Origin of the sequence: Corynebacterium minutissimum (genome assembly GCF_016889765.1) — a bacterium.
GTDB classification, from domain to species: Bacteria; Actinomycetota; Actinomycetes; order Mycobacteriales; family Mycobacteriaceae; genus Corynebacterium; species Corynebacterium minutissimum_B.
In genome coordinates this window covers 659,892-673,030 of the sequence record NZ_CP069533.1, presented here as the reverse complement: position 1 = coordinate 673,030, position 13,139 = coordinate 659,892, and the positions used below count along the sequence as shown (strand labels likewise).

The window sequence follows — 13,139 nt, the reverse complement described above, 5'->3', positions numbered from 1 at the left end:
GAATCTAGGCCACCTTAACCCGGAATGCGGAGCTGTCCCAGCTCGAGCAGCTCCGCTACCCACTGCGACCATGCCGCCACCGTGGCCGAGCGCCGGCGCAGAGTGGATTCTTTAAGTCCCAAGTCGGCGGTACGCATCAAGGCGTAGGCTTCGTCCTTGCTCAGTGCCCGACACGTATCAACCACGTGCGTAAGCATATCCCGGAACACTGGGCGTGAAGCCAGCGCCTGAATGAGGGCAGCATTGCGCTCATCGCGGGCGCCGCGCAGCTCCGTCAAGCCAAGGTAGCGAGCCGCGTTGGTGTAGTAGTCCGCCTGGCGCGGGGTAAAACCATACTGTTCCGGCATGTCCGCCTTGGGAACCGGGTTTTCCAACAAGCTAATAACGCGCGCAAAGGAATCTGCCTGGGGGAAGGGGAACCCTGGGCGTTCTACCTGCGTGGCGGCCAGAATGCTGCGAACGGTCTCGGCGGTGACCGTCGAGGGGCCGAGGATATAGCGGTGAGCCGCGACCAGCTCGATAGAGCGGAAATCCGCCGGATCCCTAAACGCATACCGGTAGAAATGGAACACGCCGTTGGAGTACACCATGTAGACCGGTATGACCTCCTTGTCCAACGCCAGACTGAAGCGGCGGAAAGGGAAATACAGCTGACGAATATTGAAGTCGGGGGAGACGTGGTTCTTCGCCTCCAGCAGGACGAGATGCTCAGTCGATTCAAAACCGGCATCGATCTCCATCTGGGCGCGGTCGACGACCACCTCGCGGCCCCCGATAGTCATCGGCAGCTGCAGCGTCGACATGCGCCCGCTGACCGTCGCGACGCACTCGGCGCCGATGAAATCATCTACCATGCCGCTCAAGCTTGCTGCCGTGAGCGCTGCGGCTTCGGAGCTCAAGTTGTCAAAGTCGATGGACTTAATATGCCGCGGCACCGGCATCGTCGTCAGCGGCCCTGCCTGCTCCGGGAAAGGCTGGTACAGATCGAAGCGGCCAATCAAGTACGCATCGCGGCGAATCGGCAGCATGGACAACCCATGTTCTTGAAACACCTTAGGGCGGGCCGCAGAAAAATCGTGCTTAGCCATCAAACGCGGCTCACGCCCCGACAACCGTTTGAGCTCACTCGCCTCCAAGACCGTGAAACCGGATTCGGCAATGTCGGCCTGGATATGGGGGAAGACGAGGTCCCACGCGGCGTCGTTAAGCATAGTTGCGCACCAACACCTCGTTGACCTTGCCGCGCTTCGACGCCACGGAATTCACAGCACGCGTGGCACCTACGATCTCGATGCGATAGTCGGCGTAAAGCTCCTTGATGAAATCCGTCGCGGAATTCGACAGCAGGAACTTCACTCCCCGCGCATCCAGCTCGTCACAGGTCTCCTTGAGACGAATCTGGTCCGCACGGCCGAACCCGCCCGACTGGTAGCCGGTGAAATTGCTCGTCGGGTTTACCGGATCATAAGGCGGATCGAAGTAGACAAAATCCCCCTCATGCGCCTCCAGCGCAGCGTAATCGCCGTTGGAAAAGACCACGTCATTAGCAGACAAATACGAAGAAACCGCCCGCAGGTTCGGCTCATCACAAATCGTGGGATTAGCATAGCGGCCAAACGGGGCGTTGAACTGGCCGGCGTTATTCACGCGGTAAAGCCCGTTGTAGCAGGTCTTGTTGAGATAAATCGTACGTGCAGCACGCTCGACGGCGCTTAAGTGCGCAAACTCCGGCGAACGGTCGCGGGAGCGCATCTCGTAGAAGAAATCCGAATCATTCGGATAGCCCTTGAGCAGGGCGATGAGCTCGTCCACGTCATCGCGGACGACCTCGTACACGGTAATGAGCTCGGTATTGAGGTCATTGACCCGGGCGCGGGAGGGCGCCAAAGAAAAAAGAACCGCTCCGCCGCCCAAGAAAGGCTCGACATAAGTGTCGAAGCTCTCAGGCAGCATGGAGTGGATGGCGGGAAGTAACTGACGTTTTCCGCCTACCCACTTCAGGAGCGGTTTCATTTAGGCCATCTTGTTGAAGGCGGTGGCCATGCCGGACTTCTTGTTGGCCGCGTTGTTGCGGTGGAAGACGCCCTTGGACACGGACTTGTCCAGTGCGCGGGAAGCAACGCGCAGCTGCTTCTCAGCTGCGGCCTTGTCGCCGGACTCGACGGCCTCGCGGAACTTACGGATCTCGGTGCGTACGGCGGAACGCACGGCCTTGTTGCGCTGACGGGACTTCTCGTTGGTGAGAACGCGCTTCTGCTTAGACTTGATATTTGCCATTGTTATACCTCTTAGAGTCGTAGGAATGTTGACCGAGGAAGGCGGACCCAAGGTCCTGACCGCCACACATGCCTCGGCATCTCACAAAATTTAGCAAGCCAAGCTACGAAAACCCAAATCACGCCCAGTGATAGCGCGAGCGCAGCCGGTTGGCAATGCGCTCGAAGCGCCTCTCCGGGAAGAGCGTGCCCTGGCGGCGGCATTGCTCCTCAGAGATTTCCAGCACGCGGTCGATGCGTACCCAACACTGCCGGCCGGATTCGTCCCATTCGCCGGTGCCGATGTCGAGCCATTCCTCTTTGTTCGCATGCTTCGGGTTGGCCGAAATCAGCAAGCCCAGAACTGTCGTGCGGGTGCGGGAGACAATAAGCACAGCGCGTTCGCGCGGCGGGGATTGTTTGCCGTCGGAAGGCGCCCAGACCCACACCACTTCACCAGAGTCAGCCTGGCCATCCATGTCGGGTGTGAAGAAGACGCTGCGGGGGTGGGCGGCGGCAGCCTCGACGCGGATGTCGGCGGCTTTGCGCGGTTCCGTGACGACATCGGGCTGGTTCATTCCGAGGCGTTCGGTGATGCGCTGCAGGCCGTCATCGACAGGCTCGGGGCGTCCGAAGCCTAAAATGCGGGCCAACCTAGTCATGTCGTCTATTCTAAACGCATGTCTAGAAACTTTGCGGCCACGACGTTTACGGATCCGTCCAAGATCCGAAACTTTTGCATCATTGCCCACATCGACCACGGCAAGTCGACGCTGGCTGACCGCATCCTGCAGTTGTCGCAGGTGGTGGAGGAGCGCGATATGCGCGACCAATACCTCGACAACATGGATATCGAGCGCGAGCGCGGCATCACCATTAAGGCGCAGAACGTGCGCCTGCCCTGGATTCCTCAGTCCGGTGCGTGTCAGGGGGAGGAGATCGTCATGCAGATGATCGATACCCCCGGCCACGTCGACTTCACCTATGAGGTTTCCCGCGCGCTGGAGGCATGTGAGGGCGCCATCCTGCTTGTCGACGCCGCCCAAGGCATCGAAGCCCAAACCCTGGCCAACCTCTACCTGGCCATGGAGAATGACCTGGAGATCATCCCGGTTCTCAACAAGATTGACCTGCCGGCGGCGGATCCCGAGAAGTACTCCTTGGAAATCGCCAACATTATCGGTTGCGAGCCGGAAGAGGTGCTGCGCGTGTCCGGCAAGACCGGCGAGGGCGTGCCGGCGCTGCTCGACAAGGTGGCGGAGCTCGTCCCTGCCCCGACCTCCGAGTTCGGCGAGGATGCCCCGGCCCGCGCGATGGTCTTCGACTCGGTCTATGACACCTACCGCGGCGTGGTGACCTATATCCGCATGATGGACGGCAAGCTCACCCCGCGCCAGAAGGTCACCATGATGGCCACGGGTACTAACCATGAGCTGCTGGAGGTGGGCATCGTCAGCCCGACCATGCAGAAGTGTGAGGGCCTAGGCCCGGGCGAGGTGGGCTATCTCATTACGGGCGTGAAGAACGTGCGTGAGACCAAGGTGGGTGACACGATTACGTGGGCGTCGAATGGCGCGAGCGAGCCCCTCAAGGGCTATGCCGACCCGAACCCCATGGTCTACTCCGGTTTGTTCCCCATTTCCCAGGCCGACTTCCCGGATCTCCGTGACGCGCTGGAGAAGCTGCAGCTTAACGACGCCTCCCTCACCTTCGAGCCCGAGACCTCCGTCGCCCTGGGCTTCGGCTTCCGCTGTGGCTTCTTGGGCCTGCTGCATATGGAAATCACGCGCGACCGCTTGGAGCGCGAGTTTGGCTTGGACCTGATTTCCACGGCGCCGTCGGTGACCTACCGTGTGGTAGCAGAAGACGGCGCGGAAACCGTCGTGCACAATCCGTCCGATTGGCCGAGCGGCAAGCTGAACGAGGTGTATGAGCCGATTGTGAAGATGACCATCATCGTGCCGGAGGAATTTGTGGGCCCGACGATGGAGCTGTGCCAGGCTAAGCGTGGCCAGATGGGTGGCATGGATTACCTGTCCGAAGACCGCGTGGAGCTGCGCTACACCATGCCGCTGGGTGAAATCATCTTCGACTTCTTCGACATGTTGAAGTCCCGTACCAAGGGCTATGCTTCCCTCAACTACGAGGAGGCTGGCGAGCAGCTGGCGGACTTGGTGAAGGTGGATATTCTGCTCAACGGTGATCCGGTGGATGCCTTCTCTGCCATTGTGCACCGCGAGTCCGCGCAGTGGTACGGCAACAAGATGACGAAGAAGCTCAAGGAGCTCATCCCACGCCAGCAGTTCGAGGTGCCCGTCCAGGCGGCCATCGGCTCAAAGATCATCGCGCGTGAGAATATCCGCGCGATGCGTAAGGACGTGCTGGCCAAGTGCTACGGCGGCGATATCTCGCGTAAGCGCAAGCTGCTGGAGAAGCAGAAGGCCGGTAAGAAGCGCATGAAGTCCATCGGTTCCGTCTCGGTGCCGCAGGAGGCTTTCGTCGCGGCGCTGTCCACCGACGCCGACTAAAGCACGCCAACTAACCCGTCAACCTTTTTCTGGTTAGCGGGTTTCGCCGTCTCTGTGCTTGCCTCCACTAGCTGTGGGATCGTCGATGTGCCCGCTGACCATGGTGTGGTCGGCGGGTTTCATCGTTGCGTCGCGGGTGCGAAGCTTCAGCTTGCACCCGGTGGGTCGGGTGGTTGGCCTGTGGTTTGTCCTGTTTGTTCGGCGGCGAGTCTGGCTGTGGCTTCTTGGTATTCGGGCATGGCGGTTATCGGCGCACCCCAGGGCGGGATGTAGCTCACCCCGGTATTGAGCCGGAACATGTAGCCGCGCCCGGTGGGGCGTTTGGGGTCATCGTCGTTAATACCGTTGTGGTAGGCGCACAGGAAGGTGAGGTTTTTAAGGTTGGTGAAACCTCCTGCCTGCCAGGGGATGAGGTGGTGGACTTCGCAGTAGTCAGCTGGTTTGTTGCAGCCGTCGCGTGAGCAGGTTTGGAATTCGGCAGCTAGGCTGATGCGTTGTTTCCAGCTGGCATGCCGCTGAATCCTATAAGAGTTAATGGGTCCCTCTAAGGGGTGGATGATGGTGGCGTAGCCAATCTCGGCAAACTTGTAGGCCAAAAAGTCTGCCCCGCTCATGCGCCCGCCGTTGGTGAGTTTAAGTTCGATTTCCTCCCCATCACCGTTGATAATGCGGTCAAATTCATCCAGGGTGACAACGACTTGAGCGTGTACGGCAGGTTTAGTTCCAATACCACCGGTGACAATGACGGTGCGGGCGGCATCAAGCAGGTTTGTTTTATTGACGGACTCTAACGTGCCCCGGATATCGGCGATGACGGTGGGGGTGTCGGTGATGGTGATGGAGTTCGGGCCTTTAGAGCGGTAGGTGAAGCGTACTCCGGGTTTGGCGGTGCGCTTGGACTTAAGCTCTTTTAAGCGCTTGGTGGCGACGTGGCGGATTTTGTGGGCGGGGGTGCTGGCAAGCTTGATGCGTAGGTTCCAGGCATCGAGGTCTTTTTTCACGCGTGCGGTGTAGGACTCGATGAGGGTGAGCGTGGCGAGGCTGTGGCGCTGCTGAAGGGCGGTAGCGCGGGCTTTGCGTTGTTTGCCGCTAAAGCGGGTTTGCCCGAAGTAGATGCGGTGAAGGTGGGCGAGTTCTGTGGCATCGGCTGGGTCGGCGCCGAGCGTGCGCAGTTCGTCGGGTGAGCTGGATGCTTGTTCCACTAGCGCGATCCCCGAGTTGCGGTAGTGGAAGTAGGTTTCTAATACCCCCATGGCCACAGAGACTAAAACAGGTTCACCAACCCCGCAACCGGAACGCAGAATTACTCGGCGTTAAAGGAATAGCTCCCAGTTAAATCGTTGTGGAGGACGACGGTATAGTCCTGGCCGTTGGCGTTGGCGCCGTCGATAAGCGCTTGCAGCTCCTGTGAGTTGTAATGGCGGCTTAAGCCAACGTAGAACACTGCGAGGATGACGAGCCCTGCCACGAGGATGGCGGCGGGGATGTAAAAGCTGCGGAATCGGGACATGTTGTCGACGTTAGTAGAGAGCCGGTTTAATCGCATCCCACGCCGGCTGCAATTGCTTGCCAAACATCACCCAGTCGTGGGTGCCGTCGGTGAGATAGTCGGTGGTGTGGGGGATTGAGGCGTCGGAAAGCGCGGCGGAAAACTCCTCCGTACAGCGACGTGAGCCGGCCTCCAAAAGGGTGCCCCCGATGCGATCATTGACGGACTTTCCGGGATAAGCCGCCAGTTCCTCGTCCGTCCACGCGCCCGAGGCCGCGGCGAGGTACAGAGCCGTGCCGCGCAGCCCCTCCGGGTGGGACATGACGTCATTGCGTAGCCAGTCTTCCGAACCGCGCGGGCCCCACATGTTCGTCGGGTCGCCGCCCTTGGTGCGCACCGTCAAGTCCACCGTGCCCTGGCCCACCTTGCTGGTGGTGGAATAGCAACCGGAAATGCCCGCCACGCCATGGAAGAAACCCGGGTTGTTGTTCGCCATCATCACCGCGCCCGATGCTCCCATGGACAACCCAATGAGTCCGCGTTTGCCGTTGTGGTTGAGCTCCGCCTCCACTAGCGGAGCGAGTTCTGTGATGAGGAACGTTTCCCACTTGTGGCGGCCCAATTTCGGGTCATCTTCTCGCCAGTCCGTCCACATGGAACCGGCTCCCTGCGAGGGGATGACGATGCTGGCGTCGGATTCGCCGAAGACGCGCTTCACATGCCCCTTGGTGATCCAGTTCGAGGTCTCCGGGGAATCTACGCCCTCGAGAAAGTACACAATGGGCCCGCCGTTGCCCACGATGACGTCGACGGGAATGTCACGCCCCATCGACGGCGAGGAGACGATCCACTTCTCACGGCCAGGTTCGTCGGTGGCGCGCCGCTCAACGAGGGAGACCTCGTCGATTTCCCTAATCGGGTATGGGTACTCTTCCTGCTCCGTAGACCATGCGTCGGTAAGCAAATGGGAGGAGGTGCCTAAGCCATCGATGACGTTGAACATGGTGTCAACCGCCCACTGCGAGGAGGCTTCGTCGCGGCTCGACAGTTGGTAGGAGGAGCCGGGCGTGAACATCAGGGAGCTGGCCACCAGCGTGGAAAGGACCTTCATGGCCTAGTACATTAATACAGTCGCAGGTAGGCTCGGGGAAACCACTCTGCGAAAGGATGACACCATGAAGATGGCGCCGCGCCACCGCCAGCAACTACCCCCGCTTCCCATGGTTTCTGCGAAGTTGGGGGACCGGCTCGCCAGCGAGGTGTTCCTTGAGGAGGGCCGCGAGCTGCTCCCAGAGCTGCAGGAGTTTAGGCGCGATATGCACCAGAATCCGGAGATTGGCCTGCACCTGCCGCGCACACAGAAGAAGGTGTTGGAAGCACTCGAGGGCTTGCCTTTGGAGATTCACCGCGGGCATGATTTGAGCTCGGTCGTGGCGGTGCTGCGCGGAGGCAAGCGCGGCGAGCGCCCGGTGTCGGTGCTGCTGCGCGCGGACATGGACGCTTTGCCGCTGCGCGAGCAGACGGGCAGTCCTTTTGCGTCGCGGAATAACAACATGCATGCCTGTGGCCATGACCTGCACACGGCTGGTCTTATCGGCGCGGTGAAGATGCTGTGCCGCCACCGCGAGGAGCTGATGGGGGATGTCACCTTCATGTTCCAGCCGGGTGAGGAGGGCCCTGGTGGTGCGCAGCCCATGATTGAGGAAGGCGTGCTTGACGCTGCTGGACGCCGCCCCATCGCCGCCTACGGCCTCCACGTCGGACCGCAGGATCGGGGCACGTTCCATCACATCGGGGGCCCGATGATGGCTTCCTCCTCGAACCTGACCATTACCGTGTATGGAAAAGGTGGGCATGGCTCGCGCCCACACGATGCCATTGACCCGGTGGCTGCTTTGGCTGAGATCCAGGTAGCGCTGCAGGTAGCTCTAACGCGGCGTTTTGATGCCAACGACCCCATCGTCATTACCGTGACGAACCTGCGCGCGGGCGACGGCGCGGTCAACGTCATCCCGGACAAGGCGGAACTAGATGCCACGGTGCGCGTGCTTCGCGACGAAAAGATCGAGCAAGTCCGCCAGATGATCATTGAGGTATCAAGCTCTGTGGCGGCCTCGCACCGCTGCACGGCGAAGGTTGATTTCGAAGTGCTCTACTCCGCGACGAAAACATCCCCGCGCGAAGACCAGTTCGCGGCCTCGTTGTGGGCGGGGATGTTCGGCGCGGAGAACGTGCTTTCCATGGACACTCCGATGATGGCTTCGGAGGACTTTGGCGTTGTATTGGCCCAGGTTCCGGGCACGTTTATGTGGTTTGGCACGGCCAACCCTGACACGCCTGAGCATTTGCGTGAGTGGAACCACTCGCCGCTCGTGCAGTTTGATGATTCCGTTCTGGGGGATCAGGCGGCGGCTTTGGCGGCGGTGGCCTTTGAGCGCCTCGCCGCCGAGGATGCCCACCCCTCGCCGGCCACGAAGGCTATGCGTACGCCCGTTCAGGCAACGGGCTCCGAGCATTAGCGGATTTCTTCCGCAGCGCGATAGCGCCCCAGATTACGGCTACCCACACAGCGACCACGACGACCATCCCGGCGAGGAGGGGCCAGATGGCGTCGTCGAACGCGGTGCTTAGCGACGGGAACAGGTTCTTCGTCACGTGCACCGCGATGGCGGCAATGAGCCAGCGCACCGGCTGTTTCTGGGATAGGCCATAGGCGCTAAGCCCGGTGAATAGCGAGTGGGAGAGCGGGTTGGACACCAGACGGATGACCACCGCTGAGATCGCGCCGGCGGTATCCGAATCGAGGTTATCCACCGTCATGCGCGCGAATGCGGTAGCGTCCTCACCCGCAGTGAAGCCGAGGCCCACGGCCACGCCCACGAAGACGTAGTCGAGCCAGCTGCGGGGCCGGATGACGCAGGTGCAAATGAGAATCACGCCGAGGAATTTCAGCACTTCTTCGGTGAGCGGCGCGTACCCGGCAGCGCCCAGCCAGTCCAGGCCCGCGCGGGCAAGGAGGTGTGTCATGTTCGTATTGAGCTCCACGGCGAGCCCGGAGACCGCGAAGCCCCACACCACGCCGTGCGCAATCCCTGGGCGGCGGCGCAGGAAGAACAGCGTGAGGCAGACAACGACGGCGGCGAAGACCACAGCAGTCAGCGCGCTGGCGGAAAGGAAGGGCTCGCCCGCGTAGTGGAAGGCGGACACGGCCAGCGCGCCGAGGGTCAGCAGATAGTAGAGGTACTTCATGCGTCCTCCTTCTGCACGCGGTCGGCGAAGTCACTTGCCTTCGGGCCCTCGATGTGGAGGAAGGAGACGGTGTTGTTGTGCGGGTTCGCCAGCGTGATTCCGTCCTCGTCGGAAACACGGTAGAGCTCAGCAGCCTGGGTGGTGATGGGGGCGTCGGTGAGCGCGCGCGTCCCGGTGAACGAGCGGTGCTGGCGCGGCAGGTAGGTCTCGACCTCGTGGGAGGAGCTGCCTTCTTCAGCAATGATGGTCGCGCCCTCGCAGTCCCAGGTCTGCGAGGAGGCGTACGGATCCTCCGGGCATTCTAGCCCTGGGATACCGCGCACGGCGGTGGTCTCGGGAGTGGGGTCGGGGAGGAGGACGTCGGCAAGCGGCACCGCGGCGAGGATGCCGAGGCAGGAGTAAATCAGTGTGTTTCTCATGCTTTTGACCCTAAGAGCTGCGGTTTGACCCCGGTATCCTCCGCAGGGAGGATTTTGCGGAGTTTCACAATGCTGACAATCGTGGCGGCCCACAGGCCGATGAGGATGAGGAAGGTAGGGAAGATGGGCCAGAAGGCGTCCTCCAACGCGGTAGAGATAGACGGGCCGAAGTTAGCCGTGAAGTGCACCGCCATGGCGATAAGCAGCCAGCGCACCGGTTGCCTGCGGGAGAGTCCAAAGGCTGCGATTCCGGTGAAGAAGGAGTGCATGAGTGGGTTCGCGATGAATCGGGCAAGGAGTGCTAGCAGCGTTCCCCTGACATCGGAATCCAGGTTTTCCAGTGTCATGTTGACGTAGTAGACGGCATTTTCGCTCACGCTAAAGCCCATGCCCACCGCCACACCGACGAAGACGTAGTCCGCCCAGTGACGGGGCCGGATGACGCAGGAGCAGATGAAGATGACACCGAGGAATTTAAGGACTTCCTCGGTGAGCGGGGCGATTCCAGCGCCGACCAGCCAGTCTGGGACCGTACGGATAAGGAGGTGGTACATGTTCTCGTTGAGCTGGCCGGCGACACTGGAAACCGCAATGCCCCACACCACCCCGTGCGCAATGCCCGGGTGCTTGCGCAAAATCAGCAACGTGAGACCGATTGCGACAGCCGCGTATAACACTGCGGCGAGCGCACTTGTGGGCACGAAAGCGCCGTGGGAGAAATCATAAGCGACGTATACCAGCCCAAAGGCGGTGAGCAGATAATACAAGATTCGTGTTCTTCTCATGCGCTTTAGACTATGAACCGCGCCCCGGGTGCCGGTATCCTCCGCAGGGAGGATTTTCATACCGTGGGGGAGAGCTATCGTGACAACCATGACGAGAAAGACGAGACCGCTGTGGATCACGGTGCTGCTCATTCTGCTCTGCGTGGTGGCGGATATGGCCACGTGGATCCTTCAGATCGAGACCTTCGAGGTGACGGACCGGGAAATATACGTCACCTCCTTCATGATTCTATTTGCCGTTGTCACATGGGTTCTGCTGCCCTTCGCCCTGCATCACTCGAGGCGGGAGCGCAACATCCACGAGGAGTACCCGGGGCACCCGGTGGCGCTGATTGCGGCTCTACTCGTCTTAGCGCTAGGCGGGTTTCGCCCACTGTCGCTGTCAGTGCTGGTGGTGTTGATATCGCTCATCTCGCGCGGCCGACTGCGGTGGTCCTTGGCGGGGACTGTGGTGTTGGTGGTCTCGTATGTGACCGTCATGGCGGTGCCCTACTTGCACTTGAGCTACCTGTCGGTTTTCGGATACGGGTTCTTTGGAATCATCGTGCTCGTCGTCGCTTGGATTACGGGCTCGGTGCGCGCGCAGCGCCGCCAGCGCGAGGTCACGTTGGTAAGCCTGGCGGAGCTCAACGAGGACCAGCTGCGCTCGCGCGAGGAGCGAGCGCGCTTGGAGGAACGCAACCGCATTGCGCGCGATATCCACGATTCCCTCTCGCATCGGCTCAGCCTCATTTCCGTGTACGCAGGTGGTCTCAGCTACCGCAAGGACGCCGATCCGGAGCGCATCGCCGAGGCTGCGGGAACCATCCAGTCGGAGGCGAAGGCCGCCGTGGAGGACCTGCGCGGGGTCATCAAGGCGCTGCGTGTGGACGACCGGGTGGATCCGCGCGCGAGCATCGAGGAACACATTGAGCGCGCACGTGCGGCGGGGACGAAGGTGCGGTATGAGAAGGGGGATGCGCATGAGCGCATCGACAATTTGGGCACACTAGCCGCCCACACGCTGGGCCGCGCCGTGCAGGAAGGGCTGACCAATGCCCGCAAATACGCGCCGGGCCAGAAGGTGACGCTCAGGGTGGAGAACGAGGAGGATAAGGTGCGGGTGACCATGCAGAATAAGAAGGTGGCGGCGCAGCCGGAGTCCGGTGGCGGCAACGGCCTGTTGGGGCTGGAGGAACGCGCCCGGTTGGCGGGAGGTACTTTCACCGTGCTTGACGACGCCTCCACCTTCACCTGGGTCCTCGAGCTACCGGAGGAGGCACACGCGTAATGATTTCAGTGGTGTTGGTCGACGATGAGCAAGCGCTGCGGCGCGGAATCCGCTTCATCTTGGAAGGCGCGCCAGATATCGAGGTGGTGGCCGAGGCCAGCAATGGGCGCGATGGCGTGGCCCGCGTGCTGGACTTGCGCCCTGATGTGGTCCTTATGGATATCCGCATGCCCGTGATGGACGGGATCGAGGCGGCCGGGCACCTGCGGGCCAGCGCACCGGATATCCCGGTGGTCATGCTCACCGCCTTCGATACGGATGAGTTCATCGTGGATGCGCTGCATGCCGGGGCGATGGGCTTCTTGCTCAAGACCATCGAGCCGGAGGGGTTGGTCTCCGCGGTGCGGGCTGCGGCCACGGGTCAGCAGCTGCTGAGCCCGCAGGCTCTGAGGAACCTGCTGGCGCTCAAGCGCCCCGAGCCAACTCCGGCAGCGGAGGTGCATGAGCCCCGCCCGCTGGAAGAGCTAAGCGAGCGCGAAAACGAGGTGGCGCAGTTAGTGGCCCAGGGCTTGGATAACCAGGAGATTGCCGGGCAGCTCTATGTGTCGGTGACGACCGTGAAGACCCATATCAAGCACATCCTGGACAAGCTCGGCGGCACCAACCGCGTGCACATTGCGATTGCCGTGCTGGAATCGCGTTAGCGTCGGCGGAGGAAGGCGGAAATGATGCCGATGATAGCGATGACGACCACGATGATGGAGGCCGCCGGCCAGTACTGGGGGTAGTACTTCAGCGTGTAGCCGAAGACTTGGCTGTCCTCGAACTGGCGGGCCAGCGCGATGGGCATCCACCACAGCTTGGTAAGCGTCAGGATCGCGCCCAGTAGTCCGGCGATGATGCGGACCGGCCTGCGCAGGAAGAAGCTGGCCGCCACGAGGAGAACACCAACAATCGTGAGTGCGAAAAGCAGAGGCGTATCCACGGCGAGCGGCGAGCCATTGATGAGGAACTCGTGGTCAATCTCGTGTTGCTCGATGAGGGTATAGCCGTCTAGGACAACGTCGTCAGGGATTCCCACTATTTCTCCTTATTCTCCTCTGTGGTTTCGGGCTCATAGCCATCAGACCACGTATCTGTGTCGAAGTCGTAATCGACATTCTCTCCAGACTCGTTGGTCCTCGACACCAATGCCGGGGACCAG

The 13,139-nt window shown here is 61.2% G+C and carries 15 protein-coding genes; 4 read left to right on the top strand and 11 right to left on the bottom strand.

Annotated elements, in window-relative coordinates; translation table 11 throughout:
* Positions 1–14 precede the first annotated feature (14 nt).
* The 4 genes from I6J26_RS03105 to I6J26_RS03090 form a co-directional block, all read right to left on the bottom strand.
* Positions 15–1,211 carry a type II restriction enzyme gene (locus I6J26_RS03105; RefSeq protein WP_115023180.1) on the bottom strand — a complete coding sequence of 399 codons (1,197 nt, stop codon included), beginning with the start codon at positions 1,209–1,211 and terminating at the stop codon, positions 15–17.
* Positions 1,204–2,013 carry a DNA adenine methylase gene (locus I6J26_RS03100; protein WP_115023179.1) on the bottom strand — a complete coding sequence of 270 codons (810 nt, stop codon included), beginning with the start codon at positions 2,011–2,013 and terminating at the stop codon, positions 1,204–1,206. Before I6J26_RS03100 ends, I6J26_RS03105 begins: the two co-directional genes overlap by 8 nt.
* Positions 2,014–2,277: a 30S ribosomal protein S20 gene (gene rpsT, locus I6J26_RS03095; RefSeq protein WP_039676378.1), complete on the bottom strand. Its 264-nt coding sequence runs from the start codon at positions 2,275–2,277 to the stop codon at positions 2,014–2,016. It abuts the gene before it with no gap.
* 118 nt (positions 2,278–2,395) lie between these two features.
* Positions 2,396–2,917, bottom strand: coding sequence for a type II toxin-antitoxin system PemK/MazF family toxin (locus I6J26_RS03090; protein ID WP_115023178.1), 522 nt, complete (start codon positions 2,915–2,917; stop codon positions 2,396–2,398).
* An 18-nt stretch (positions 2,918–2,935) separates the two neighbouring features.
* Here I6J26_RS03090 and lepA point away from each other — a divergent pair, with 18 nt between their 5' ends.
* Positions 2,936–4,783 carry a translation elongation factor 4 gene (lepA, locus tag I6J26_RS03085; protein WP_115023177.1) on the top strand — a complete coding sequence of 616 codons (1,848 nt, stop codon included), beginning with the start codon at positions 2,936–2,938 and terminating at the stop codon, positions 4,781–4,783.
* Between the two features lie 146 nt (positions 4,784–4,929).
* Here the strand turns inward: lepA and I6J26_RS03080 are convergent, their stop codons facing one another.
* The 3 genes from I6J26_RS03080 to I6J26_RS03070 are packed head-to-tail and all read right to left on the bottom strand — an operon-like array spanning position 4,930 to position 7,383.
* On the bottom strand, positions 4,930–6,036 hold the full coding sequence (locus I6J26_RS03080) for an HNH endonuclease signature motif containing protein (RefSeq protein WP_115023176.1): 1,107 nt from the start codon (positions 6,034–6,036) through the stop codon (positions 4,930–4,932).
* Between the two features lie 50 nt (positions 6,037–6,086).
* Positions 6,087–6,293, bottom strand: coding sequence for a hypothetical protein (locus I6J26_RS03075; RefSeq protein WP_115023175.1), 207 nt, complete (start codon positions 6,291–6,293; stop codon positions 6,087–6,089).
* A 10-nt stretch (positions 6,294–6,303) separates the two neighbouring features.
* Positions 6,304–7,383, bottom strand: coding sequence for an alpha/beta hydrolase (locus I6J26_RS03070; protein WP_115023174.1), 1,080 nt, complete (start codon positions 7,381–7,383; stop codon positions 6,304–6,306).
* Positions 7,384–7,447: 64 nt separating this feature from the next.
* Between I6J26_RS03070 and I6J26_RS03065 the strand changes: the two genes are divergently transcribed.
* Positions 7,448–8,791 carry a M20 metallopeptidase family protein gene (locus I6J26_RS03065; RefSeq protein ID WP_115023173.1) on the top strand — a complete coding sequence of 448 codons (1,344 nt, stop codon included), beginning with the start codon at positions 7,448–7,450 and terminating at the stop codon, positions 8,789–8,791.
* Here the strand turns inward: I6J26_RS03065 and I6J26_RS03060 are convergent.
* The 3 genes from I6J26_RS03060 to I6J26_RS03050 are packed head-to-tail and all read right to left on the bottom strand — an operon-like array spanning position 8,751 to position 10,725.
* Positions 8,751–9,521, bottom strand: coding sequence for a PrsW family glutamic-type intramembrane protease (locus tag I6J26_RS03060; RefSeq protein ID WP_115023172.1), 771 nt, complete (start codon positions 9,519–9,521; stop codon positions 8,751–8,753). The two genes, I6J26_RS03065 and I6J26_RS03060, sit on opposite strands and share 41 nt — an antisense overlap.
* A complete protein-coding gene (locus tag I6J26_RS03055; RefSeq protein WP_115023171.1) occupies positions 9,518–9,940 on the bottom strand; it encodes a hypothetical protein in 423 nt (140 codons plus the stop codon). The genes I6J26_RS03060 and I6J26_RS03055 overlap by 4 nt, the downstream gene beginning before the upstream one ends.
* Entirely contained in the window at positions 9,937–10,725 is a 789-nt protein-coding gene (locus I6J26_RS03050) for a PrsW family glutamic-type intramembrane protease (RefSeq protein ID WP_115024433.1), read from the bottom strand. Before I6J26_RS03050 ends, I6J26_RS03055 begins: the two co-directional genes overlap by 4 nt.
* Before the next feature lie 88 nt (positions 10,726–10,813).
* Here I6J26_RS03050 and I6J26_RS03045 point away from each other — a divergent pair, with 88 nt between their 5' ends.
* Positions 10,814–11,995, top strand: a complete 1,182-nt coding sequence (locus tag I6J26_RS03045) for a sensor histidine kinase (protein ID WP_239121822.1) — start codon at positions 10,814–10,816, stop codon at positions 11,993–11,995.
* Entirely contained in the window at positions 11,995–12,639 is a 645-nt protein-coding gene (locus tag I6J26_RS03040; RefSeq protein WP_115023169.1) for a response regulator, read from the top strand. Before I6J26_RS03045 ends, I6J26_RS03040 begins: the two co-directional genes overlap by 1 nt.
* Here the strand turns inward: I6J26_RS03040 and I6J26_RS03035 are convergent.
* Complete coding sequence (locus I6J26_RS03035) at positions 12,636–13,016, bottom strand: hypothetical protein (protein ID WP_039676369.1); 381 nt, start codon at positions 13,014–13,016, stop codon at positions 12,636–12,638. The genes I6J26_RS03040 and I6J26_RS03035 overlap by 4 nt on opposite strands.
* Positions 13,017–13,139 lie beyond the last annotated feature (123 nt).

Excerpts from the sequence above, each read along its gene's own strand:
- I6J26_RS03105 (WP_115023180.1), bottom strand. The coding sequence starts at position 1,211 with ATGCTTAACGACGCCGCGTGGGACCTCGTCTTCCCCCATATCCAGGCC.
- I6J26_RS03100 (WP_115023179.1), bottom strand. The coding sequence starts at position 2,013 with ATGAAACCGCTCCTGAAGTGGGTAGGCGGAAAACGTCAGTTACTTCCC.
- rpsT (WP_039676378.1), bottom strand. The coding sequence starts at position 2,277 with ATGGCAAATATCAAGTCTAAGCAGAAGCGCGTTCTCACCAACGAGAAG.
- I6J26_RS03090 (WP_115023178.1), bottom strand. The coding sequence starts at position 2,917 with ATGACTAGGTTGGCCCGCATTTTAGGCTTCGGACGCCCCGAGCCTGTC.
- lepA (WP_115023177.1), top strand. The coding sequence starts at position 2,936 with ATGTCTAGAAACTTTGCGGCCACGACGTTTACGGATCCGTCCAAGATC.
- I6J26_RS03080 (WP_115023176.1), bottom strand. The coding sequence starts at position 6,036 with ATGGGGGTATTAGAAACCTACTTCCACTACCGCAACTCGGGGATCGCG.
- I6J26_RS03075 (WP_115023175.1), bottom strand. The coding sequence starts at position 6,293 with ATGTCCCGATTCCGCAGCTTTTACATCCCCGCCGCCATCCTCGTGGCA.
- I6J26_RS03070 (WP_115023174.1), bottom strand. The coding sequence starts at position 7,383 with ATGAAGGTCCTTTCCACGCTGGTGGCCAGCTCCCTGATGTTCACGCCC.
- I6J26_RS03065 (WP_115023173.1), top strand. The coding sequence starts at position 7,448 with ATGAAGATGGCGCCGCGCCACCGCCAGCAACTACCCCCGCTTCCCATG.
- I6J26_RS03060 (WP_115023172.1), bottom strand. The coding sequence starts at position 9,521 with ATGAAGTACCTCTACTATCTGCTGACCCTCGGCGCGCTGGCCGTGTCC.
- I6J26_RS03055 (WP_115023171.1), bottom strand. The coding sequence starts at position 9,940 with ATGAGAAACACACTGATTTACTCCTGCCTCGGCATCCTCGCCGCGGTG.
- I6J26_RS03050 (WP_115024433.1), bottom strand. The coding sequence starts at position 10,725 with ATGAGAAGAACACGAATCTTGTATTATCTGCTCACCGCCTTTGGGCTG.
- I6J26_RS03045 (WP_239121822.1), top strand. The coding sequence starts at position 10,814 with ATGACGAGAAAGACGAGACCGCTGTGGATCACGGTGCTGCTCATTCTG.
- I6J26_RS03040 (WP_115023169.1), top strand. The coding sequence starts at position 11,995 with ATGATTTCAGTGGTGTTGGTCGACGATGAGCAAGCGCTGCGGCGCGGA.